At 69.4% G+C, this 20,555-nt stretch carries 15 protein-coding genes and 1 pseudogene; 2 read left to right on the forward strand and 14 right to left on the reverse strand.

Annotated elements, in window-relative coordinates; all coding sequences use genetic code 11:
- Nucleotides 1–460: 460 nt before the first annotated feature.
- Nucleotides 461–1,690: a transglycosylase family protein gene (locus tag ACFZDA_RS12355; protein WP_391078923.1), complete on the reverse strand. Its 1,230-nt coding sequence runs from the start codon at nt 1,688–1,690 to the stop codon at nt 461–463.
- Nucleotides 1,691–2,050: 360 nt separating this feature from the next.
- Here ACFZDA_RS12355 and gndA point away from each other — a divergent pair, with 360 nt between their 5' ends.
- Complete coding sequence (gndA, locus tag ACFZDA_RS12360; RefSeq protein ID WP_391078926.1) at nt 2,051–3,490, forward strand: NADP-dependent phosphogluconate dehydrogenase; 1,440 nt, start codon at nt 2,051–2,053, stop codon at nt 3,488–3,490.
- A 568-nt stretch (nt 3,491–4,058) separates the two neighbouring features.
- On the opposite strand, the gene ACFZDA_RS12365 is transcribed toward gndA, so the two are convergent.
- The 12 genes and pseudogenes from ACFZDA_RS12365 to ACFZDA_RS12420 form a co-directional block, all read right to left on the reverse strand.
- Complete coding sequence (locus tag ACFZDA_RS12365; RefSeq protein WP_391078929.1) at nt 4,059–4,403, reverse strand: GNAT family N-acetyltransferase; 345 nt, start codon at nt 4,401–4,403, stop codon at nt 4,059–4,061.
- 30 nt (nt 4,404–4,433) lie between these two features.
- Nucleotides 4,434–4,853, reverse strand: coding sequence for an aspartate 1-decarboxylase (gene panD, locus ACFZDA_RS12370; protein WP_193508397.1), 420 nt, complete (start codon nt 4,851–4,853; stop codon nt 4,434–4,436).
- 204 nt (nt 4,854–5,057) lie between these two features.
- Nucleotides 5,058–6,374 (reverse strand): RICIN domain-containing protein, encoded by a 1,317-nt coding sequence (locus ACFZDA_RS12375; protein ID WP_391078934.1) that lies wholly within the window; start codon nt 6,372–6,374, stop codon nt 5,058–5,060.
- Nucleotides 6,374–9,295, reverse strand: coding sequence for a glycoside hydrolase N-terminal domain-containing protein (locus tag ACFZDA_RS12380; RefSeq protein ID WP_391078937.1), 2,922 nt, complete (start codon nt 9,293–9,295; stop codon nt 6,374–6,376). Before ACFZDA_RS12380 ends, ACFZDA_RS12375 begins: the two co-directional genes overlap by 1 nt.
- Before the next feature lie 136 nt (nt 9,296–9,431).
- Nucleotides 9,432–10,913, reverse strand: coding sequence for an RICIN domain-containing protein (locus tag ACFZDA_RS12385; protein WP_391078939.1), 1,482 nt, complete (start codon nt 10,911–10,913; stop codon nt 9,432–9,434).
- A 213-nt stretch (nt 10,914–11,126) separates the two neighbouring features.
- Nucleotides 11,127–11,234 (reverse strand): annotated as a pseudogene (locus ACFZDA_RS12390) (glycoside hydrolase); the annotation flags it as partial.
- Between the two features lie 174 nt (nt 11,235–11,408).
- Nucleotides 11,409–12,560, reverse strand: coding sequence for a sigma-70 family RNA polymerase sigma factor (locus ACFZDA_RS12395; RefSeq protein WP_391078943.1), 1,152 nt, complete (start codon nt 12,558–12,560; stop codon nt 11,409–11,411).
- A complete protein-coding gene (locus ACFZDA_RS12400; protein ID WP_391078946.1) occupies nt 12,508–12,831 on the reverse strand; it encodes an SDR family oxidoreductase in 324 nt (107 codons plus the stop codon). The genes ACFZDA_RS12395 and ACFZDA_RS12400 overlap by 53 nt, the downstream gene beginning before the upstream one ends.
- Entirely contained in the window at nt 12,828–14,030 is a 1,203-nt protein-coding gene (locus ACFZDA_RS12405; RefSeq protein WP_391078949.1) for an enolase C-terminal domain-like protein, read from the reverse strand. The genes ACFZDA_RS12400 and ACFZDA_RS12405 overlap by 4 nt, the downstream gene beginning before the upstream one ends.
- Before the next feature lie 3 nt (nt 14,031–14,033).
- Nucleotides 14,034–14,861, reverse strand: a complete 828-nt coding sequence (locus ACFZDA_RS12410; protein WP_391078951.1) for an ABC transporter permease subunit — start codon at nt 14,859–14,861, stop codon at nt 14,034–14,036.
- A complete protein-coding gene (locus tag ACFZDA_RS12415; protein WP_391080104.1) occupies nt 14,861–15,661 on the reverse strand; it encodes an ABC transporter permease subunit in 801 nt (266 codons plus the stop codon). The genes ACFZDA_RS12410 and ACFZDA_RS12415 overlap by 1 nt, the downstream gene beginning before the upstream one ends.
- Before the next feature lie 184 nt (nt 15,662–15,845).
- Nucleotides 15,846–17,117: an extracellular solute-binding protein gene (locus ACFZDA_RS12420; protein WP_391078954.1), complete on the reverse strand. Its 1,272-nt coding sequence runs from the start codon at nt 17,115–17,117 to the stop codon at nt 15,846–15,848.
- Nucleotides 17,118–17,276: 159 nt separating this feature from the next.
- Here ACFZDA_RS12420 and ACFZDA_RS12425 point away from each other — a divergent pair, with 159 nt between their 5' ends.
- Nucleotides 17,277–18,047: an FCD domain-containing protein gene (locus tag ACFZDA_RS12425; protein WP_391078957.1), complete on the forward strand. Its 771-nt coding sequence runs from the start codon at nt 17,277–17,279 to the stop codon at nt 18,045–18,047.
- A gap of 57 nt (nt 18,048–18,104) precedes the next feature.
- Here ACFZDA_RS12425 and ACFZDA_RS12430 read toward each other — a convergent pair whose 3' ends face one another.
- The gene (locus tag ACFZDA_RS12430; RefSeq protein ID WP_391080107.1) at nt 18,105–20,405 is read right to left on the reverse strand and encodes a ricin-type beta-trefoil lectin domain protein; all 2,301 of its coding nucleotides are present in this window, start codon (nt 20,403–20,405) and stop codon (nt 18,105–18,107) included.
- Nucleotides 20,406–20,555: the final 150 nt, after the last annotated feature.

Here is a 20,555-nt window from a genome sequence, read left to right on the forward strand (position 1 = left end):
GGCGAGCTGACCGGGACGGTGGAGGCGTCGCCGACCGCGACGGTGGACGTGTCGCCGGCCGAGGCGGTGGACGTGTCGCCGGCCGAGGCGGTGGACGTGTCGCCGACCGAGGGCATGGGCGGGCTGCCGCACGCACCCGTGGGCGCGTCGCTGTCCGGGACCGTGGGCGCGTCGCCCCTTGCCGTGCGTGCGGAACTGCCCGGGACCCCGGGCGCGTCGCCGGTCGCCGTGGATGCGCTGTCCGGGGCGATGGGCGCCGGAGCCGGCCGGGGGCCGTCAGGGGACGTGCCCGTGGCGGTGCCTGCCGTGGCCGTCGCCGAGGGACACGACGTCGGACCGGACGTCGCGTACGAGAGCGGGGAACCGTCGGTGTCCTCCGGGGATCGCCCGCTCTCCTACGCCGCCTGTTACGGCATACCGTACGTGCCGATGCCCACGGTGGACCGGCACCGCACACGTATCAGATCCTGACGCCGCCGGCCCTCAGGTAGGCGACAGGGTCGACGTCCGAGCCGAACCCGGGCCCCGTCCGCACCTCGAAGTGCAGATGCGGGCCCGAGCTGTTCCCGGTGGAGCCGGAGCGGCCGATGCGCTGGCCCGCGCTCACCGTCTGCCCGTCCCGCACCGAGATCGCCGACAGGTGGGCGTACTGGCTGTAGCGGCCGTCGCCGTGCCGGATGACGACCTGGTAGCCGAACGAACCGCCCCACCCCGCGCTGACGACGCTGCCCGAGGCGACGGACTTGACGGACGTGCCCGTGGGCACGGGGAAGTCGACGCCGGTGTGGTAGCCCTTCGACCAGGACGGGCCCGCCTTGCGGTAGGGCGTCCCCAGGGAGGCGCTGACGGGGGCGACCAGGCCGTGCCGGGTGGTCGTGGACCGTGCGGCGCGCTCCTTGCTCTCCTCCTTGGACCGTTCCCTGGCGCGGTCCGGGGATTTCGATGACGGCTTCTTCGTCGACGGCTTGGCCGACGGGGCCGGAACCCGCTCGGGCGCGGGACGCGTCTTCGTGGCGCCCTCGCCGCGCAGCGCGAGCCGCTGGCCGGGCACGATCAGGTCGGGATCGCCCCCTATGGCAGAGCGGTTGGCGGCGTACAGACCCCGCCAGCCGCCCCGCACGTCCCGTTCCTCCGCGATGCCGGAGAGCGTGTCGCCCCGCACCACCGTGTACATCTCGGCGCTGCCCGCCCGGGACTGCGGCGTGGACTGCGGCCGCACGTCCTCGATGGACGTCTTGGCCCTGCTCTTCCGGTCTGCCTTCTCGCTCTTGCGCGTGCTCTCGGCGGCCGGCCGGATGTCGGGCTCGGCTCCGCCCCGGGTCAGTCCGGCCCGGGCGGAGCACACCGGCCAGGCGCCCGGCCCCTGCCCGTCGAGCACCTTCTCGGCGACGGCGATCTGCTGGTGCTTGGAGGCCAGGTCCGCGCGCGCCGCGTAGGCCCGGCCGCCGTACGCCTCCCAGGTGGACTGGGTGAACTGGAGCCCGCCGTAGAACCCGTTGCCGGTGTTGATGTTCCAGTCGTTGCTCGACTCGCAGGCGGCGACCTTGTTCCAGGTGTCCACGTCCGCCGCCTGGGCGGTGCCGGCACCCATGAACGGGAGAGCCATGCCCGCGCCGCCCGCCGTGACGGTGAGTGAGGCGCGGTTGATCCTGTTCGGCTGATACCGGCGATGCCGGCCGCGTACGGCCATCGAAAGCCCCCCTAGACATGCGTCAGGAGGGGCAAAAGTAAGCGCTGCGAACCGGCCAGGACAAGGCGGCTATCGGCCGCCCGGTTGCCCAAATGGCCGGGATGAGGCCCCTGTTGCGCGTCGTGCGCCACGGCGGCGCACCGTGTACGTCACCCCGTGCGCGGGTGCGGCGCGCGCGGGGACGCGTACATCGGGTGAGTGCGACGGGGACTCTTGTGCGTATCTGCCTGCGCGACGTCGTACGACCCGCGCGTGCGGACGGAGTAGCGGCACGTCAGGATGGTCGACGGGGCATGCTGGTGCACACGCTGGTGGACACCATCCGCAGCACCGATACCGAGGTCTTTAGGAGCCAACCGAATGAGCAGTACAGCGCAGATCGGCGTCACGGGTCTCGCGGTCATGGGCCGCAACCTCGCCCGCAACTTCGCCCGCAACGGCTACACGGTGGCGGTGCACAACCGGACGCCCTCGCGCACGCGCGCCCTGGTCGAGGAGTTCGGCGGGGAGGGGGAGTTCGTGGCGTGTGAGACCGCCAAGGAGTTCGTGGCCGCGCTGGAGCGGCCGCGGCGGCTGGTCGTGATGGTGAAGGCCGGTGAGCCGACGGACGCGGTGATTCAGGAGTTCGCCCCGCTGCTGGAGCCCGGCGACATGATCATCGACGGCGGCAACGCCCACTTCGCGGACACCCGGCGCCGGGAGCGCGACCTGCGCGAGCAGGGCATCCACTTCGTCGGCATGGGCGTGTCCGGCGGTGAGGAGGGCGCGCTCAACGGCCCGAGCATCATGCCCGGCGGCCCGAAGGAGTCCTACGACTCGCTGGGCCCGATGCTGGAGAAGATCTCGGCGAAGGCGGCCGACGGTTCGCCGTGCGTCTCGCACGTCGGTCCGGACGGTGCCGGGCACTTCGTGAAGATGGTGCACAACGGCATCGAGTACGCGGACATGCAGCTCATCGGCGAGGCGTACCAACTGCTGCGCGATGTCGCCGGGTACTCCCCCGCCCAGATCGCGGAGATCTTCCGCACCTGGAACCAGGGCCGCCTCGACTCGTACCTGATCGAGATCACGGCCGAGGTGCTGTCGCACGTGGACGCGCAGACGGGCAAGCCGTTCGTGGACGTGGTGGTGGACCAGGCCGAGCAGAAGGGCACCGGCCGCTGGACCGTGCAGATCGCGCTCGACCTGGGGGTGCCGGTGTCCGGCATCGCCGAAGCGGTCTTCGCGCGCTCGCTGTCCGGGCACGCTGAGTTGCGCGAGGCCTCGCGGGGGCTGGCCGGCCCGAAGGCGAAGCCGCTCGGCGAGGCGGAGGCCCGGGCCTTCGCCGACCGGGTGGAGCAGGCGCTGTACGCGTCGAAGATCGTGTCGTACACGCAGGGCTTCCACGAGATCGACGCGGCGCGCGACGAGTACGGCTGGGACATCGACCTCGGTGCGGTGTCCGCGCTGTGGCGTGGCGGCTGCATCATCCGCGCGGCCTTCCTGGACCGGATCCGCTCCGCCTACGACACCCGGCCGGATCTGCCGAGCCTGCTGTCGGACGCGACGTTCGCGCAGGAGATCGCGGACGCTCAGGACGACTGGCGCGAGGTGCTGGTCGCGGCCACCCGCCAGGGCGTGCCGACGCCCGGTTTCGCGGCGGCGCTCGCCTACTACGACGCCCTGCGCGCGGAGCGGCTGCCGGCGGCGCTGACGCAGGGGCAGCGGGACTACTTCGGTGCGCACACCTACCGGAGGGTGGACCAGGACGGGTCGTTCCACACGCTGTGGGGCGGGGACCGGTCGGAGGTCTCCGCGTAGGCGCTCCGCGCTGACGGAAACGGACGGAGGCAGACGGCAACGAAACGGGGCCGGTGGACAGCCGCGAGGGCTGTCCACCGGCCCCGTTCTCGTGCCGCTGTGCCGCTGTGCCGCGGTCAGGACAGCGGCGGGCCCGGCTCGGGGTTCGGTACGGGTTCCGGTCCCGGCGGGATCGGGGACGGGTCGGGTCCCGGCACCGGGTCGGGGCCCGGGGGTGCCGGCGGGGTCGGACCCGGTGGGGTCGGCCCCGGGGGCGTCGGACCCGGCGGCGGGGTCGGGGCCGGAGGCGGCGGGGTCGGCTCCGGGCCCGGCGGCGGCTGCGGGTTCGGCACCGGATCGGGGCGCGGCTCCGGGGGCTGGGGCTCGGGGCCCGGCGTCGGCCCCGGAGGCACGGGGTCGGGGTACGGATTCGTCATGAGGTCCTCCAGCCAGTCGCTCGACTCCGGCTCTGGACTACTCCCCCGCCTACCCGTCGGCTCCTTCCCCAGTCACCCCCGCGCAGGACGGGGAGGGGCCAGGTGGAGGTAACGGGCGGGGCGGGGGCGGACACCGCGTGCCCCGGCTCGGCTCAGAAGCGGCCGGGGTGTTCGGCCAGCCACTGCTTCGCCGCCGTCAGCAGGGCCTGGCCGGCCGGCGGGGCATCGTCCGGGTGGCGTTCGGCCCACCTGGCGACGTAGGGGCAGAGCGGGGCGACGGCGCTGTGCTCGCCGGCGGCGACGCCGTAGAGCTCCCGGGCCAGCGCACCCGCGATGCCCTGGCCCTCGTGGGCCGGTTCGACGATCGTGTGCACGGGCACGAGCGCGCGTTCGGGGCTGTCGAGGACGAAGTACTCGACACGGCCGACGACTTCACCGCCGGACACCGCCTCCAGACGGCCCGCCTCCCGGTCGTCGCGGATCACCAGGTCCCTCATATCGACACGCTCCTGTCCCCTGTACGTCGGTCAGGCCCGCACGGCCTGCGGGCTGCGCTGCTGGTCCGAGCCCGGTACCGGCTCGGACGGGTCGGCCCCGAGGTCCACGATCCTGTTGTCGCGGTCCACGTGCACGACCCGGGGGGTGAGTGCCCGGGCCTCGGCGTCCGTCACTTGGGCGTAGCTGATGATGATCACCAGATCGCCGGGGTGGACGAGATGGGCGGCGGCCCCGTTGATCCCGACGACGCCGGAACCACGCTCGCCCTCGATGACATAGGTCTCCAGCCGGGCGCCGTTGGTGATGTCCACGATGTGCACGAGCTCGCCGGGCAGCAGGTCGGCGGCGTCGAGCAGATCGGCGTCGATGGTCACCGATCCCACGTAGTGCAGGTCGGCCTGGGTGACGGTGGCGCGGTGGATCTTCGACTTGAACAGAGTACGCAGCACTTTGGACTCCTGGAAGACGGCTCCCTGCCTGCTTTGTGCAGGTCAAGGGCGGTCTTCACTGTACACGGGCACGCGTCGGAGTCGATGATTGTGAGGAACATCGCTTCAGTCTGGGGAGAAGGCTCACTGCCCGCACTTCCACGCGCACAGGCCGACCGGAGATGAAGGCGGCCGCGACTGCTGCGGCCGCCTCCACAGCTCTGCTTACCCTCGGGCCCAGCGTTGGTTGGCGCCGGTGTGGCAGCTCCACACGATCACCGCAGCGCCATTGGCGGTGCTGGCGCCGTCGACGTCCAGGCAGAGTCCGGTCTGGACGTTACTGACGGTTCCGTCGGTGTTCACGTTCCACTGCTGGTTCGCGCCGCCGGTGCAGTCCCAGATCCGTGCTCGGGCGCCGGGGGCGGCGTTGCTCGGCACGTCCAGGCATCTGCCCATCACCCGCAGGGTCTGTCCGGTCTGGGTGAACTGCTGGTTGGTGCCGGTGTGGCAGTCCCAGATGATCATCTGGGCGCCGTTGGACGAGTTGGCACCGCTGACGTCCAGGCATCGGTCGGCGGACTGGCTCCGCAGCCGGAAGGTGGTCGGGTCCGGGGGATTCGGGTTCGGGTCAGCGCCCGTGAAGAAGCTCCAGACCTCTTGCTTGACCCAGCTCCTGGCGCCGCTCTCACAGCCGGCGCACCCGTCCACGGGGCCTTGCTGGTGACCTCCGTCGAACGCGGCCCAAACGACCGGATACCCCTCTCGGCAGCCCGAGTAGGCGGTGGTGATGTGGGTACGGCTGCCCGGCGCGGGCTCCGGCGGGTTCTGGGGAGTGCAGCCGTTGTTCCGGACGAACCTGTCCCGCAGTCCGCGGCCGGCGCCGATGTTGTCGTTGATGCCGTGGATTCCCATGTACGCGAAGGGCTGGGTGCCCCCGCTGCATCCGCTGATCCCCCCGGGCGCGGCTATCGCGGCGACGGCACGGAAGACGTTCGGCCTGGCACATGCGAGTGCGTAGCTCATGGCTCCGCCGTAGCTGAAGCCGAGGGCGAAGCGCTGCGTGGTGTCGACACAGAGATCGTTGTCGATACGCCTGATCATGTCGTCGACGAAGGTCACGTCCTCGCCGCCGGAGTTGCCCCAGCCGTTGTTGAGGCCCTGCGGAGCTACGAAGATCGCGCTGTTGTTCGCCAGTCGCCGGAGCCCGTAGTGGGCATAGACATCGCCATCGCTTCCGCCGCCGGCGACCTGCCCGGCGGTGCCACCCAACCAGTGGAATCCGAAGATCAGTCGGTATTGGCGGGTGTTGTCGTAGTTCTCAGGGATGCTCAGGATGAAGGAGCGGCTCTTACCGCTGCTTTGAATCGTGTGCGTACCGCTCGTCAGTGTGGGGGCACGTCCGCATCCGGCGGTCCCCGCAAGGGTGGCCCCGGCGGTGGGCGACGTGTCGGCCGCGACGCTGACTCCTGCCACGCCGGCCATGGCCAGAACGAGCGATGCCGCTAACACGGCTCGCCCGAACAACCATCTGTGGATCGACATTATGCGACTCCCTCGCTGCTCGGTGACATCGCTCTGACTGGTCGGTGGGACCGCAGTTCGCCCTGGGGCTGGATGCGGTGGAGTTGGAATCGCTGGTTGGCGCTGCCAGTGGCTGCCCACTGGGAGATGCGGGCTCCGTCGGCGGTGGAGGCCTCCCACACGTCCAGGGCGAGGCCGCTCTGCCGGTTGACCAGACTGATCACGCCACCGCCGTGGTCGACTGTCCGCCACTGCTGGCCGGTGGTGTCGGTGTCCGGCTGCTGGGTGATGTCGGCGCCGCTGCCGCTACCGGCGACCTGCAGGAACAGTCCACTGTGCCCGAGCCGGATCTTGTAGTGCCCGCCGTCGGAGGGCAGGAACTCGAAGTGCTGGTTGGGACCGGCGGTGATCTGCCACTGGATCAGCCGCGCACCGGCGGCCGTGGACGCACCGTTGATGTCGGCGGCCTTACCGCTGTGCTGGGCCACCAGCCGGTAGGCCACGCCGGCCTCCACCGGACCCGACCTGAGTGCGGACGCGCGGTAGATGTGGCCGGCCTGGCCGGCGAACTCGATGAGATCGGCCTCGAGCCGCTTCGGCTGGACCGGCTCGCCGCTCGATTCGTCCCGCAGCGTGAAGTCGCCGGCGAAGATCCGACTGCGCACCCGGACGGCACCGGTTCGGTCGGGTGTGACGACGAACTCGATCCGGTCGCTGCTCCACTCGGCGCCGACGGTGTGTCCGCCGCGGCCGCGCAGTCCGCTCACGCGCCCGGTGGGCCAGGCGGGCGGCAGCGCCGGCAGCACGTGCAGTTCGCCGTTGTGGCTCTGCAACAGCATCTCCGCGATGCCCGAGGTGGCGCCGAAGTTGCCGTCGATCTGGAAGGGTGGGTGCAGGTCGAACATGTTGGGCGCGAGCCGGTCCGTCCGCACCAGGTCCCGGATCAGCTTGTGGGCCCGGGCGCCGTCCTCCAACCGCGCCCAGAAGTTGATCTTCCAGGCGAGCGACCACCCCGTCCCGTCGTCACCGCGCAGCTCCAGCGTCCGCCGCGCGGCCTCGTGCAACTGGGGTGTCCCGCGCTTGGTGATCTGGTTGCTCGGATGCAGACCGTACAGGTGGGAGACGTGCCGGTGAGTTCGCTCGGTCTCCACCCAGTCGGCCAGCCACTCCTGGACATTGCCCCGGGAGCCGACCCGCGTCGGCGCCAGCCGGTCCCGGGCCGCCAGCGCCTGAGCGCGGAAGGTGGCGTCCACGCCGAGGACTTCGCCGGCTCGGGCGACGCTGTTGAAGAGGTCGCGCAGGATCTGATTGTCCATGGTGGGCCCCGCGCAGACGGTGGCGTTCGCATGGTGAGCGAGCTCCGGAGAGTTCGACGGGTTGGTGACCAGGTGTCCGAGCGTCGGGTGGGCGACCAGGGTGTCGAGGAAGAACTGGGCGGCGCCCTTCAGGGCCGGATAGTTCGAGCGGAGGAAGTCGATGTCACCGGTGAACAGGTAGTGGTCCCAGATCAGGGTGGCCAGCCATGCGCCACCGGTCTGCCACATCCCCCACTGCGCTCCGTCGACGACCGAGGCGCCCCGCCACGCGTCGGTGTTGTGATGCGTCACCCAGCCGCCGGCGCCGTACTGCGCCTGGGCCACCCGGGCGCCGGTCACGGTCAGGTCGTTGATCATGTCGAAGACCGGGCGGAAGCATTCGGACAGGTTCGTCGTGTCGGCGGGCCAGTAGTTCATCGGCAGGTTGGCGTTGATGGTGAACTTGGAGTCCCAGGACGGTGCCATCTGGTCGTTCCAGATGCCCTGCAGGTTCGCCGGCTGGGTGCCCGGCCGCGAGGACGAGATGAGCAGATACCGGCCGAACTGGAACAACAGGGCGGAGAACTGCGGGTCGTTCACTTGCGCGTGCTGTGCGATCCGTACGTCGGTCGGCTGGTCGGCCGCCGCCGTACGTCCCAGATCGACCGACACCCGGTTGAACAGCGCCTGATAGTCGGCGCGATGCCGACTGCGCAGTTCGTCGATGCCGACGTCGCGGGCAGCGTTGAGGCGGCTTCGCGCGATCCCCTGGTAGTCGCCGTCGGCCTTCCGGAAGTTGACGTAGCTGGAGCCGATCGACACCAGCACCGTCACGCTGGTGGCGCCGGAGACCCGCAGCGTGCCGCCCGAGCTGCTGACCGTGCCGCCGGTCACGGCGGCATTGGCCAGAGCGAGGAACCGGACCCGCCCGGCGATGCCCTCCATCGTGGCGGAGATGCCGTCGAGGGCGATCGTGGCCCCGTCCGGGCTGGACACCGTGGTCCGTTGTGGACTGTCGAATGTGGCGGTGAAGGTGATGGAGTTGGCCCGGTCGGCCGTCAGCCGGACCACGATCACCTGGTCGGGTGCGCTGGCGAACACCTCGCGCTGGTACCGCACGCCGTTCAGCACGTAGGTCGTGATGGCCGTGGCGGTGGTGAGGTCGAGCGTCCGGTTGTACTGCGACGCACCGGTGGCGCTGCCGAAGGAGAGCCGAAGGTTTCCGACCGGCTGGTAGGCCAGCTGTCCGGCCGGGCTGCCCAGCATCGTCTGATTGATCAGGTCCTGCGCCGGCCCCCACTGATCCGCGAAGACCCGCCGCCGGATCTCCGCGATGTTGGCCGCGCCGCGGGTGTTGGCGGAGTCGTACGGACCGCCGGCCCAGACGGTGTCCTCGTTGAGCTGCAGCCGTTCGGTGTCGACGTTTCCGAACACCATCGTGCCGAGGCGTCCGTTGCCGATCGGCAGTGCCCGCAGCCAGTCCGCGCCGGCCGGCTTGTCGTACCACAGGGCGAGGTCGTCGGCGGCCAGAACCTCCGGCGGGGCGGCCGAGCCGCCCTTGGCAAAGGCCGTCCACCCACCGGGCACGATCCCTGCTCCAGCCGCCGCCCCGGCGGCGAGAAACCGTCTGCGTGTCACATCGGACATGTCGTTCTCCCTTCACGGACTGGAGCAGGTCACTGACTTTGGTGATGACAAACCACCGGTGAGAAAGGCGAGGGCCGTACGCTGTCCTCTCCGACGAGCCGCAGGCCGTTGCCATCGGCTCGGCCGCGGCCGGCGGTCACCGTCCACCGTGTCCGCCGCGTCGGGCGTCGCGTCGCGCGTCCGTGTTCTGGATCTGCCATCTCTGGTTGTCGCCGCCCCAGCACGCCCACAGCTGAACCTTGAAGGTGGCGGTGTTCACGTCGAGGCAGAGGCCGGAGTGAACGCTGCGGATGGTGCCGTCAGCGCCCGCCGTCCAACGCTGGTTGTCGCCGCCGTTGCACGCCCACGTGCCGACCACGGTGCCGTTCGTCGTCCCGCTGCTGTACGCATCCAGGCACTTCTCGCCCCCGAGTGCGGTGATCTGTCCGCCGGCCGTCAAGGTCCACTGCTGTCCGACCGAGTTGGCGCAGGTGTCCACCTGGACCTGGAGGTTCGCCGCGGTCCCGCCGGGGATGTCCAGACAGCGCCCGGTGCCGACGTTGCGCAGCAAGCTCGTCGGGGCGGGGACGTCGCCGTCCAGGCCCCAGCCGTACCTGAGTCGCTCGCGGCCGCTGGCGCTGGGGGTGCTGAGCGTGAGGTTGGTACCGGTGCCGTGCAGTTTCTGCATGGCATACCAGTCGTCCCCCTGGCCGGCGCGTATCTTCCCGCCCAGCCCGGGCCAGTAGACGGAGCCGATCCGCAGTTCCCGGAGCACCGTGGTGGTGGCCCGGAAGTAGCGCACGAAGTTGTCAGTGCTGCCGGCGTCGTGGTAGTTGAGCCCGGTATCCATCGGCGCGCCGAACTCGTCGACGACAGTGCGGCCGGCGCAGGAGCCGATCGCGTTCCGCAGGTACGCCACCCACTGGTCGTAGGTCTTCGCGCCGCTGAAGAACGTGTAGTGGTGCAGCGACAGGAACGTCCCGTCGAGGCGGCGGTCGGCGCACATGGATTTGATGTCGGTGTTCAGGCCGGCACCGCTGACGAAGATGCGGTTCCGCGGAATCGACGGGTGGCCATTGATCCAGTTGCTCACCGCGTTCGCCCACTCGCCGGCGCTGTGTCCCGCCGGTTCGTTCATCGGCTCGAAGTAGACGAGGCTGTTGGTGCCGTACCGGGCAAGCACGGTGTTCCACATGGTGTCGAAGGCGCTCGGGTCGACGATGCGACCGCCGCGGGCGGCCACCCCGTCCTCCCAGTAGGAGAGGACGACCTTGAATCCCTTCGCGGTGGCCGCGTCTATGGCGCCCGTGTACGAACTCCACCAGCTCGTCCCGACTGTGTACGTGTTGATCGGGAGCCGAACGGTGTTGGCGCCGAGGTTGTTCTCGAAGCCGGTGTAGATGGCGTTGGCTTTCGCCACGACCGTCTGGTAGCTGTCGGAGCCGCTCAACCCGTGCAGGACCAGCGGCCCACCGTGGAAGTTGTCACCGAGCCGGGCCCAGTTGACGCCGCGGAACTGGGCGGTGTCGGCGGCGGCCGGCGAGGCGCTCTGGGGCTCGACGACCGCGAGCGCGCCGAGAGCGGTCAGGATGCAGGCGAGCGCCCGGGCGAGGTAGCGCCGGCGATGGGGGTGGGGCATGGTCGTGCCTTCCCGGTTGGCGGTGTGGTCACGTCTGCGCTGTGCAGGATCTGTTGACGCCGGCCGCCTGCCGGCAGCCGGCCGAGCCGGCGCGGAGCTTGCCCTCTCCGCGCCGGCCCCCTCCCAGATCGCTCGCGCAGCGAGCATGTCAGCGTCATGCCGCTGCCGTGGCGCCTGGAAAGCCTCGCTCCCCGGCTTCGCCCGGATCTCCGGTCAGCAGGCGGAGTTGGTCCGGGTGAGTAGCCCCATCCGCCACGGCAGGGAGATGCAGTCACCGCCGGCGTTGGGGTCCATGCCCTGGTACAGGAACTGCAACTGGCAATCCGTAGATCGATTTCGGATTCCGCTTTCACAGATCATGAACGGGGAACGTCACGCCTCGACGACTAGAAGATTGACAGATTGCCATGGTCTATTCAAGAGGGAATCGTCATATATATCGGCCTGAGCCGTCGTACAACTAACCGGAGAAGCGGGACTATTGACGGCCTCCCCTCATAACGTTTTCAGGCGGCGAATTGGAGTGGCGGACGCGTGTAAATCGCGGCAGTTTTCGTTATCGGCGGCCTGCTTGAACAGTCGCAGTCGCCGTAGTGCCGAAAAGCACGGCGCCGTCGCCGAACGAGATGACCTGGGTGCCGACTCGACTACCCCCACGACGGCATTCTCGGTCGCCCCGGCGAGCGCAGGTTTGCCGAGCACCGTCGCCGACCGCGCCGACGGGACGGGGAGCAGCGCCAAGGCGACGATCAGCCGCTCAAGGGGGACCAGTTCGTCGGCGGCCCGGCCGCAGTCCGCACAGGATCGGGTGTGCCGGGTGATGCGCTTACGCCACAGCGTGCTCGGTACGCCGTCCCAGCCCCCCAGCGCGGCGGTCAACTGTGGGCACCGGGGGCTGGCTTCCAGCGCGGCGACGAGTGACCGGCTCAGCTCCAGCTGGTTGCGCATCCGCTGGACGCGCACACCCGCGTGAGCCACGCTCGTTCCCAGCGCCGCCGCGAGCTCCGCCCTCGTCAGCCGGCCCGCGGTCTCCAGCCACCACAGCGACAGCAGCGCCCGGGCGTCCGGGTCGAGCCATCGACTGGCGCGTACGGTCTTTCGGCCATGGCCGGACAGCTCGACGTGGATCAGGGCCAGGTTCTCGGCGTCGGCATCCGGCGGGTCGGCCATCTCGTCGAGGGAGGCCGTCCGTTCGGCGTCCGCCTGCCGCCGGTTCAGATGGGTGCTGATCTGTCGTGTCGCGATCGTGGCCAGCCAGGGCCGGAAGCACTCCGGGGCGCGCAGCGTGCGCAGCTCAGGAAGTGCCCGCAGCATCGTCTCCTGCACCACGTCGTCGACGTCCGCAAGCTCACCCAGTGCCCTGCGCACGATCGCGTATACCAGCGGCAGGTACGTCGCGGCCAGGTCGTCGAGCGCTCGTGGATCGCCGGCCTGTGCGGCGACGACCAGGCTCGTCTCGTCGGCTCGGCCGGCTCGCATCACGAGCCCGTACATGTTGCCCCGGGCAAGGCCGCCACAGGTGCCGCGCGCGTCGCCACCTCGGGTTCGCACGCACGATCGACTCGGGCGCGGCCGGCTGGTGATGCTTGGCGGCTCATAATCGCCCCAGCCATCCGCCATCAACGGGAAGAACGATGCCGTCGACATGGTCCGACGCCGGGGAGGCGAGGAACACCGTGGCCCCGGCGAGATCGTCGGCGCGTCTCCAGCGACCGGCCGGGATCCGGCGGCCAAGGGTCGCCTGGTTGCGCTGGGGGTCCGCGCGTAACGCCTCGGTGTTGTCCGGGGCGATGCAGCCCGGTGCGATGGCGTTGACGTTGACGCCGCGCCCGCCCCACTCCTTGGCCAGGGCCGGCGCCTCGGCGGCCCGGCTCTCGGTCTCGAGAGTGCGGGCCCCGCAGTGGACAACCGCCTTCATCGATCCTCCATCTCCATGGTGTCTGACGTCCCTTCCGCGGTGGATCGGCATGGTCCAGGGGTGACCGCGAGCAGCCGCCGGCCGGCCTGCTCCGGCCGTATGTGCGGTCCGTCGGGTGCGTGTGCCGTTCGCTGACGGGGCGCGGTCATCACCGTTTCGTCGATCCGGATGCCCAGGCCCGGCGTGTCGCCGAGCACGAAGGCGCCGTCCTCGACGTGCAGGTCCATCGCGACGCCGATCGGCGGCTGCAGGCCCTGCAGTTCGCTGGCGAGGTGGTTGGGCACCGATGTCGCGGCGTGCAGCAGCGCGACAGGCGTGTTGCCGATCGGGCTGACTGGCAGGTCGTAGGCGTGCGCCAGCGCAGCGACACGCAGGAAGTGCGTGACTCCCCAGACGGCGGCCGTCTGGACGATGTCGACGCCTCCGGCCGCGATCAGCGGGCGGAACTGCTCGAGGCCGGTGAGGTTCTCCCCCGTGGCGACCGCCGTCCGTACGCCACGGCTGACAGCGGCGAGGCCGTCGGAGTCCCAGCGCCGGACCGGCTCCTCGATCCAGGTCAGGTCGAGTGTGCGTTCCAGCTCAGCGACGTGGCGTACCGCCTGCTTGCGGCTCCAGGACTCGTTCACATCCAGCATGAGCCCTGGCCGGGTCCCGTGGGCAGCCTCGGTCAACACCTCGCGTACGAGCGACAGCCGGTGCCGGTCACGCTCGATGTCCAGGCCTCCCTTGAGCTTCGCCGCCCTCAGCCCGCGTTCGGCATAGACCTGGTAGGTGGCGACGAGCTCGTCGTCGGTGAGGCCGATGTCCAGGCCGGAGGCGTAGGCATGGACCATGCGGTCGTTGCCGCCGAGCAACCGCCACAGCGGCTCACCCACGGCCTGTGCCTTGATGTCCCACAACGCCGTGTCGAACGCGCCGATCGTGCCGAACACCACGCCGGCATGCCCGGCTTTGAAGGTGTGCCGCAGCATGCGGTCGTAGAGGGCGGTCACCGCGCGCGGGTCCTGGCCGTCGATGGCGGCGAAGATCGCCTCGGCTTCCACGTGCGGTCCCAGGCCGACTCCGGTGATCCCCTCATCGGTCTCGACGATGACGACCGGCACCGGCATGACGCCGTCGGCGTAGACGCCGTTGGCGTCACCGACAGGTCGACCCCATCGCTGCGCCGTCGTCAGGGTTCTGTACCCGGTGATGCGCATGCGTCATCCCTTCGTCGCGCCGGCCGTCACGCCGTCGGCGATCTGGCGCTGCAGGAACAGGTAGGTCACCAACACGGGGAGCCCGGCGATCAGGACACCGGCTGCGAAGGTGGGGATGTCGGCGGAGTACTGGCCGCGCAGTGAGGTGATGCCCACCATCAGGGTGCGATGGGCGGCCGACGGCATCATCAGCAGCGAGATGAGCACGTCGTTCCAGCAGAACAGCGCGTCGAGGATGCCCACCGACAGCAGTGCCGGAGCACCCATCGGCAGCATGATCCGCTGGTAGACGCCGTACAGGGTGTTGCCGTCGATCCGTGCGGCGTCGACGAGCTCGGTGGGCACCGCTCGGTAGTAGCTCGTCATCAAGAAGACGGTGAACGGCAGGAACTGCGCGACGTAAGCGAGGATCAGCCCCGGATAGGTGTCGATGAGACCGCCGTCGGCCATGATCCTGGCCAGCGGCACCATGATCACCTGGAACGGGATGAACAGCGCCGCGAGGCAGACCAGAGTCAGCGCGGACGAGCCGCGGAACCGCACCTGGGCCAGCGCGAACCCGGCCATGGACCCGATGAGCAGCAACAGCGCTACGGCGCAGGTCACCACGATCAAGGAGTTGAGGAAGTACCGCCCCATGCCGTCGCTGTTCCACGCGGTGCTGAGGTTGTCCCACCTCAGAGTGCTTGCCAGGGAGAACCGGTCGAGGACGTACTCCCGGCGGGTCTTCATCGCGACGTTGACGGTGAACAGCAGCGGGTAGATCGTCGCCAGGGCGAGGAGCGCCATCGGCACGGCGACCAGCCATCTGCTCGGTCCCAGGCGGGACATCAGTCCTCCCTCCCCGCCCGGCGCAGCAGGCCGACCTGAAGGAGGCCCACGACCAGCATGATGAGGAAGAGGAAGGTGGACGCGGCCGACGCGAGCGCCGGGCGGCTCATCTGCCCCTGTTGAACCCAGATGTAGTACTCCGGCAGGTAGGTCGACCCTTCCGGGCCACCACTGGTCATGACGTAGAGCAGCCCGAACATCGAGGTCAGCATCCCGATCATCGTGGTGACGACGACGAACTGGATGGTGCGGGACAGACCCGGGATGATGACGTGCCAGATCATCCGCGCGAGCGAGGCGCCGTCGACCCGTGCGGCGTCCAGGAGCGCGGGGTCCAGGGTCGAGAACCCGGCCAGGAACACCACCAGCGCCATCCCTGACGTGGCCCAGATGTGCACGCCGAGGACGGTGAACATGGCTACGTCGGGATCGCCGAGCCAGTCCACCGGGCCGAGCCCCGAGCCGCCGAGCACGGCGTTCAACGGACCGTCGAAGGCGAGGAGCAGGTTGAAGATCGCGCCGACGATCACCGGTGAGAGCACAGCCGGGAAGAAGTAGACGCTCCGGAAGATCGGGTGTCCTGGCACCCGCAGATAGATGAAGGTGGCGAGCAGTCCCGGGATCGCGACCGCGACCGGCAGCAACAGCACCAGCAGTCCGACGTTGCGCAGCGCGGTGCGGAACAGCGGGTCGTCGATGAGCTCCGCGTAGTTGTCGAACCCCACCGTGGCGCCGTTGCGTTCGCCGTCACCGGTGAAGGAGAAGTTGACACCCAGTCCCAGTGGCCAGAGCCGGAGCACCACGATGATCAGGACAGCGGGAGCGACCAGGATGTAGGGGGCGAGGCGGTCGGCGTGCCGGCCGCCCCGGACTCGCGGAGACTTCGACGCAGGGCCGCGGCCATCTACCGCCTCACCTGCTCGCGCCCCGTCGCTCCGCCCTGCTTGAGCAGCGCGGCCCGACGAACCAATGGGTGACATGGCCTCAGCCCGCCTGGTCGGACGCCGCCAGCTGCTTGACCGCCGCGTCGACCGTGACCGATCCGCTCAGCAGTTGCTGGGACAGCCGCCCCATCAGGTCCACCGTCTTGGACGGCAGGGCCACATGCAGGGCGGGCTTGCCACGGTCGATCTCGGACACGATGGTGGCGACGGCCGGGCCGGCGCTCGAGACGTCCACGGTGCGGTCGGCCGCGATGGCGCCCGCGTCGGCGTAGAACGACTTCAGTGCGTCGGTCGAGGTCAGGGAGCGCACCAGGTCGGCGGCGGCCTTGGGGTCCTTGGTCCACTTCGCGACGGCGTAGCCGATGCCGCCGTCGTAGGGAAGGCTCGGCGTGGCACCGGACGTGACGACGGGCGACTTCATGACGCCGACATCGTCGGCGTCGAGGAATTCGGCGAAGTCCTTCCAGTGCCCGATGTCCGACATCAACCCGATGATGTGGGCGGCCTTGTTGGACTGGAACACCGCGAACGCGTCGTTGAACATCGCCGTCGAGTTCGCCCCGTCGTTGTTCAGGCCTTTGTCGTCGGCCTCTTTCCAGAGCGAGAAGACCCGCTTGACCGCCGGCGAAGACCAGTCTCGTTTGCCGGCGATCCAGTCGTCGTACTCCGTGGGCGACAGGACGCCCGAGCCGAGTCCGGACAGGAAGAACTGGATACCGACGCCTTCCTTGTTGCCCTGCGCGAAGCACCTGGCACCGGTCGCCTTGGTGATGGTCCGGCAGTCGGCGACGAACTCGTCCCAGCTGGTGGCCGGCTGCTCCGGGTCCAGCCCTGCCTTCCGGTAGAGCGACTTGTTGTAGTAGATCGGGTGACCTTGCAAGGTCACCGGAGCGGCATAGGTCTTGCTGTCCTTGGTGAAGGCCTCCCACCCGGCGAGCCGCTTCTTGTCATCACGGACGTACTCGTCCAACGGCAGAAGGGAGTCCGCGCGGTCACGGATCTGCCCGCCGCCGTTGAAGAGCATGACGTCCGGCCCCTTGCCGGCTTGGATGGCGGCCCCGAGCAGGGTGTAGTACTGCTCGAAGGGCTGCGCGACGAACTCGACCGTCACGCCGGGATGCTGCTTGGCGAAGTCGGCCTTGGCCTTCTTGACGTACGAGGACGCTGTGGCGTCGCCGGACTTCCAGTCCCAGACGACGAGCTTGCCCTTCGAACCACCGGACGCCGAATCCGGGTCGGAGGCGCTTCCGCAGCCGGCTAAGACAAGGAGCCCGGTAACCAGGGTCGCCGACCACAGTGTTCGCTGCTTCATTGCTGCCCCACTCTCCTGAGGTGGCCGGCTGTCCGGCAGTTGAGGTTGAGGAGGAACGCAACTCGTATGACGTATGTAACCCGTATGACGTATGACGTCAACCGGATGCCCTATAGTTGGCGAGCATCCGTGGTAGGGCACGGGTCCCCGGGGGGTGTCATGACGGCAGTACCGCAGCCATCCGCAGAGGCTTCCGCGGCCCCCGCCTGGAGTCGGCGCCCGGCGAACCTCGCCGCCGCGGTCACGGCTGAGCTGGTGGAGCGGATCGTCCGTGGAGTCCATCCGTCCGGTTCGCCGCTCCCCCCCGAGCCGGTGCTCTGCGAGACCTTCTCGGTCAGCCGCACCGTGGTCCGCGAGGCGGTGAAGGTACTTCAGGAGAAGGGGCTGGTGCAGGTCCGCCAGGGCGCCGGCACGATGGTTACCCCGCCGGCGATGTGGAACATGCTTGACGAGCTGGTCCTCGGCGCGACCATCGCCGAGGACGAGAGCCTGGCCATTCTCGATCACCTCGTCGCGACCCGCCGCGCGCTGGAGTCCGACATGGCCAACGTCGCCGCCCGCCTGGCGAACGCCGAGGTGATCGACCAACTGCGCAGTCTGGTGGAGCGGATGGACGAGCTCGTCGACGACCCCGCCTCGTACCACGAAGAGGACCGGGCGTTCCACGACACCGTCATGCAGGCGTCGGGGAACCGCATCGGCCGTGCCGTGGTCCGCTCGCTGGAGCGCCAGGTCATCGACTCGGCCCGTTACATGGGCCGAACCGGCCGCGCCTTCTGCGTCGCGTCCAACCACGGCCATCGGCGCATCTACGAGCGGATCGCAGCGCACGACCCCAAGGGTGCGGCCGAGGCGATGTTCACCCACATCACTGACGCGTGGGTGGTGCGCCGCAGCGGGCCGGGAGAGCCGACCCTGCTACGGCGTTAGAGGCGAGCCTCGCTCGCGACGGACGGGTCCTGTCGCGAGCGAGGCCGATGTATTCCCCTATCGCAGTGCCCACTGCTGGTTGCTGCCGCCGTTGCAGGACCAGAGGGTGGTCCTGGTGCCGTTGGCGGTGGCGCCGGCGTTGGCGTCGAGGCACAGTCCGGACTGGACGCCGGTGATGGTGCCGTCGGGGTTGACGTTCCACTGTTGGTTGTTCTGGCCGTTGCAGTCCCAGATGATGACGGCGGTGCCGTTGGTCGTGCCGCGTCCGCTGGCGTCGAGGCACTTGTCGCCGTGGACGGTCAGTTGTTTGCCGGCAGTGTAGGTCCAGGTCTGGCCGACCGCGCCGGTGCAGTCCCAGAGTTGGGTCTGGGTGCCGTTGGTGGTGCCGGCGCCGGGGACGGTCAGGCAGCGGCCCGACTGCGCGCCCACGATCTGCTGACCCGTGGGCGGCGGGGTGCTGCCCTGCGGTCCGGCGGACGCCATCACGTCCTGGGCACCGGAAGGCCAGTTGCCATTGGTGACCGTGACATTGCCGGAGACCACGTTGCCGCGGTCACCGTTGGTGATGTTCGTGCTGCCGTTGGTCGACCAGTTGTTGGTGACGGTCCAGTTCCCCATGTTCTCGCCACCCCAGTAGTTGGCCGTCGCCCACGTACCGGTGTTCGAGAAGACATTGTTGGTGGCTGTGTAGTACTTCGAGCCCTCGTCGAAGTACACCCCGAAGTATCCGTTGGTCCGCAGGCAGTGGTTCCTGCTGATCTGCGCGCTCGGGTTCCATCCGAGGGTGTAGATGCAGCCGCCGTCGTTCATCTGCTGCATGACATCGTGGATGTAGTTGCCGATGAGCCGGTTGTTGGACGCGGTGGTCGGCGTCGTGTAGCGCGGCTGGTAGTTGTACAGGCCGCGGTTGGCATAGTGGTTGCTGCCGCCCGCGTCGTTGGCGCCCCAGCCGTACCCGATCGACATGCCGGAGTACGGCATGTTGTAGACCTCGTTCTGAGCGACGGTGCTGTTGGTGACGTACGTGGTCAGGACGGAGACGATGCCCCGGTAGTCCGCCCCGAGGTCGTGGATACGGTTGTTGCTGATCGTGATGTCCCTGTTGACCATGCGTTGGTCGCTGGGGTGGTGGGCGTCGGCGCGCACGCCGCCCACGAGGATGCCGCCCGCTGAGCTCCGGGCGATCTCCGACCGGGTCACCGTGATGTCGCGGGCGCCCAGGCCGACGCCGCTGGCGTGCGCGCCCGCGTCGTTGCCAATACCGATGGCCGTCTGGCCCAGGTTGACGAACCGGGAGTCGCTGAAGGTGATGGTGTTGGCGGCGGAGATCTGCACGGCGGCCGGCATCTGCTGCCAGTGCGGCCGGGCCGCCTCGAACTGTGTGCAGCCGTTGTGGCAGGAGTCGAAGCTCGGCCAGTTCCAGTTGCCGGAGATGTACGCGCCGGTCTGCTGGTCTACGTAACCCTGGTTGCTGCTGGGGCCCAGCCAGCTCGTACCGGTGAAGGTGATCCCGCTGAACGTGACGTGGTGCGCCGGCTCGCCGTACGTGCCCCCGACGCTCACCAGCGACTGCAGCCTCGGCAGTTCCACGCTGGCGGTGCTCATGTTCTGCCCGGCCCGGGGGATGTAGTACAGGGCTCCGGCCGTGGGGTTGAGGTACCACTCGCCGGGCGAGTCCAGGAACTCGTACGCGTTGGACAGGTAGAACGGACCGGCCCGGTGCGGCCGCATCAGGGTGTCGTAGCCGAAGTTGTTGTTGTTCCACGCCGGCTGCTGCATCGTGATGAAGTTCGCACTGATGCTCTGCACCGGCGAGTACCGGTCGGTGAAGGAGTTGACGCTCTCCACCTCGACCCGGCTCTGGTCGGCCAGGTTGTTCAGATAGCTCAGCGCACCGCTCGAGAACCTCATTCCGGCGCTGGAGGCCGTGAAATCGGCCCTGTTCACCTGTGTGCGTGCCCGGGTGGCGACGGCGCCGTCGACATAGAGCTGCCGGGTATCGAGGCCGGCGGGCACGTCGGCCTTCCAGATGTTCTTGGCCGCGTCGGCCACCGACCAGCCGGTGACCGCCCGGGCACCGGTGATCACCGGACGCGCCGACGGGGCGGCCCGCCACATGACCGTGTGACCGCCTGAGCCGGAGTCCTCCGCCGTCAGCCGCAAGGGTTGGGCCAGCCGGTACACACCGTCGGCCAACTGCACCACGATGTCGTCCGACATGGCGTCGTTGAGCGATCGCACCGCCGCCTGCGCGGCTGTCAGTGAGCACGGCTGCGCGCTGGAACAGTCGGTGCCGGTGCCGGACGGCGAGACATACAGAGTGAGGGGAGCTGCGGACGCGGGCGGGGGGAACGCCATGACGGCGGTCGCGGTCAGACCGGCTGTGGCGGCTCCGGCCAGCAGCCGCCTTCGTATTCTGAGAGTTGTGAACACCTTTTCTCCTTGTGGGGTTCCCGGGCAGAAGGGGATGACGGCGCGACCGGGGTGCTCGGCGTGCGGGCGCGCCCC

The organism is Streptomyces sp. NPDC007991 (assembly GCF_042958445.1).
Taxonomy (GTDB): Bacteria; Actinomycetota; Actinomycetes; order Streptomycetales; family Streptomycetaceae; genus Streptomyces.

Coding starts and splice junctions, on each gene's coding strand:
- ACFZDA_RS12355 (WP_391078923.1), bottom strand. CDS start 1,690: ATGGCCGTACGCGGCCGGCATCGCCGGTATCAGCCGAACAGGATCAAC.
- gndA (WP_391078926.1), top strand. CDS start 2,051: ATGAGCAGTACAGCGCAGATCGGCGTCACGGGTCTCGCGGTCATGGGC.
- ACFZDA_RS12365 (WP_391078929.1), bottom strand. CDS start 4,403: ATGAGGGACCTGGTGATCCGCGACGACCGGGAGGCGGGCCGTCTGGAG.
- ACFZDA_RS12375 (WP_391078934.1), bottom strand. CDS start 6,374: ATGTCGATCCACAGATGGTTGTTCGGGCGAGCCGTGTTAGCGGCATCG.
- ACFZDA_RS12380 (WP_391078937.1), bottom strand. CDS start 9,295: ATGTCCGATGTGACACGCAGACGGTTTCTCGCCGCCGGGGCGGCGGCT.
- ACFZDA_RS12385 (WP_391078939.1), bottom strand. CDS start 10,913: ATGCCCCACCCCCATCGCCGGCGCTACCTCGCCCGGGCGCTCGCCTGC.
- ACFZDA_RS12395 (WP_391078943.1), bottom strand. CDS start 12,560: ATGTCGACGGCATCGTTCTTCCCGTTGATGGCGGATGGCTGGGGCGAT.
- ACFZDA_RS12400 (WP_391078946.1), bottom strand. CDS start 12,831: ATGAAGGCGGTTGTCCACTGCGGGGCCCGCACTCTCGAGACCGAGAGC.
- ACFZDA_RS12405 (WP_391078949.1), bottom strand. CDS start 14,030: ATGCGCATCACCGGGTACAGAACCCTGACGACGGCGCAGCGATGGGGT.
- ACFZDA_RS12410 (WP_391078951.1), bottom strand. CDS start 14,861: ATGTCCCGCCTGGGACCGAGCAGATGGCTGGTCGCCGTGCCGATGGCG.
- ACFZDA_RS12420 (WP_391078954.1), bottom strand. CDS start 17,117: ATGAAGCAGCGAACACTGTGGTCGGCGACCCTGGTTACCGGGCTCCTT.
- ACFZDA_RS12425 (WP_391078957.1), top strand. CDS start 17,277: ATGACGGCAGTACCGCAGCCATCCGCAGAGGCTTCCGCGGCCCCCGCC.
- ACFZDA_RS12430 (WP_391080107.1), bottom strand. CDS start 20,405: ATGGCGTTCCCCCCGCCCGCGTCCGCAGCTCCCCTCACTCTGTATGTC.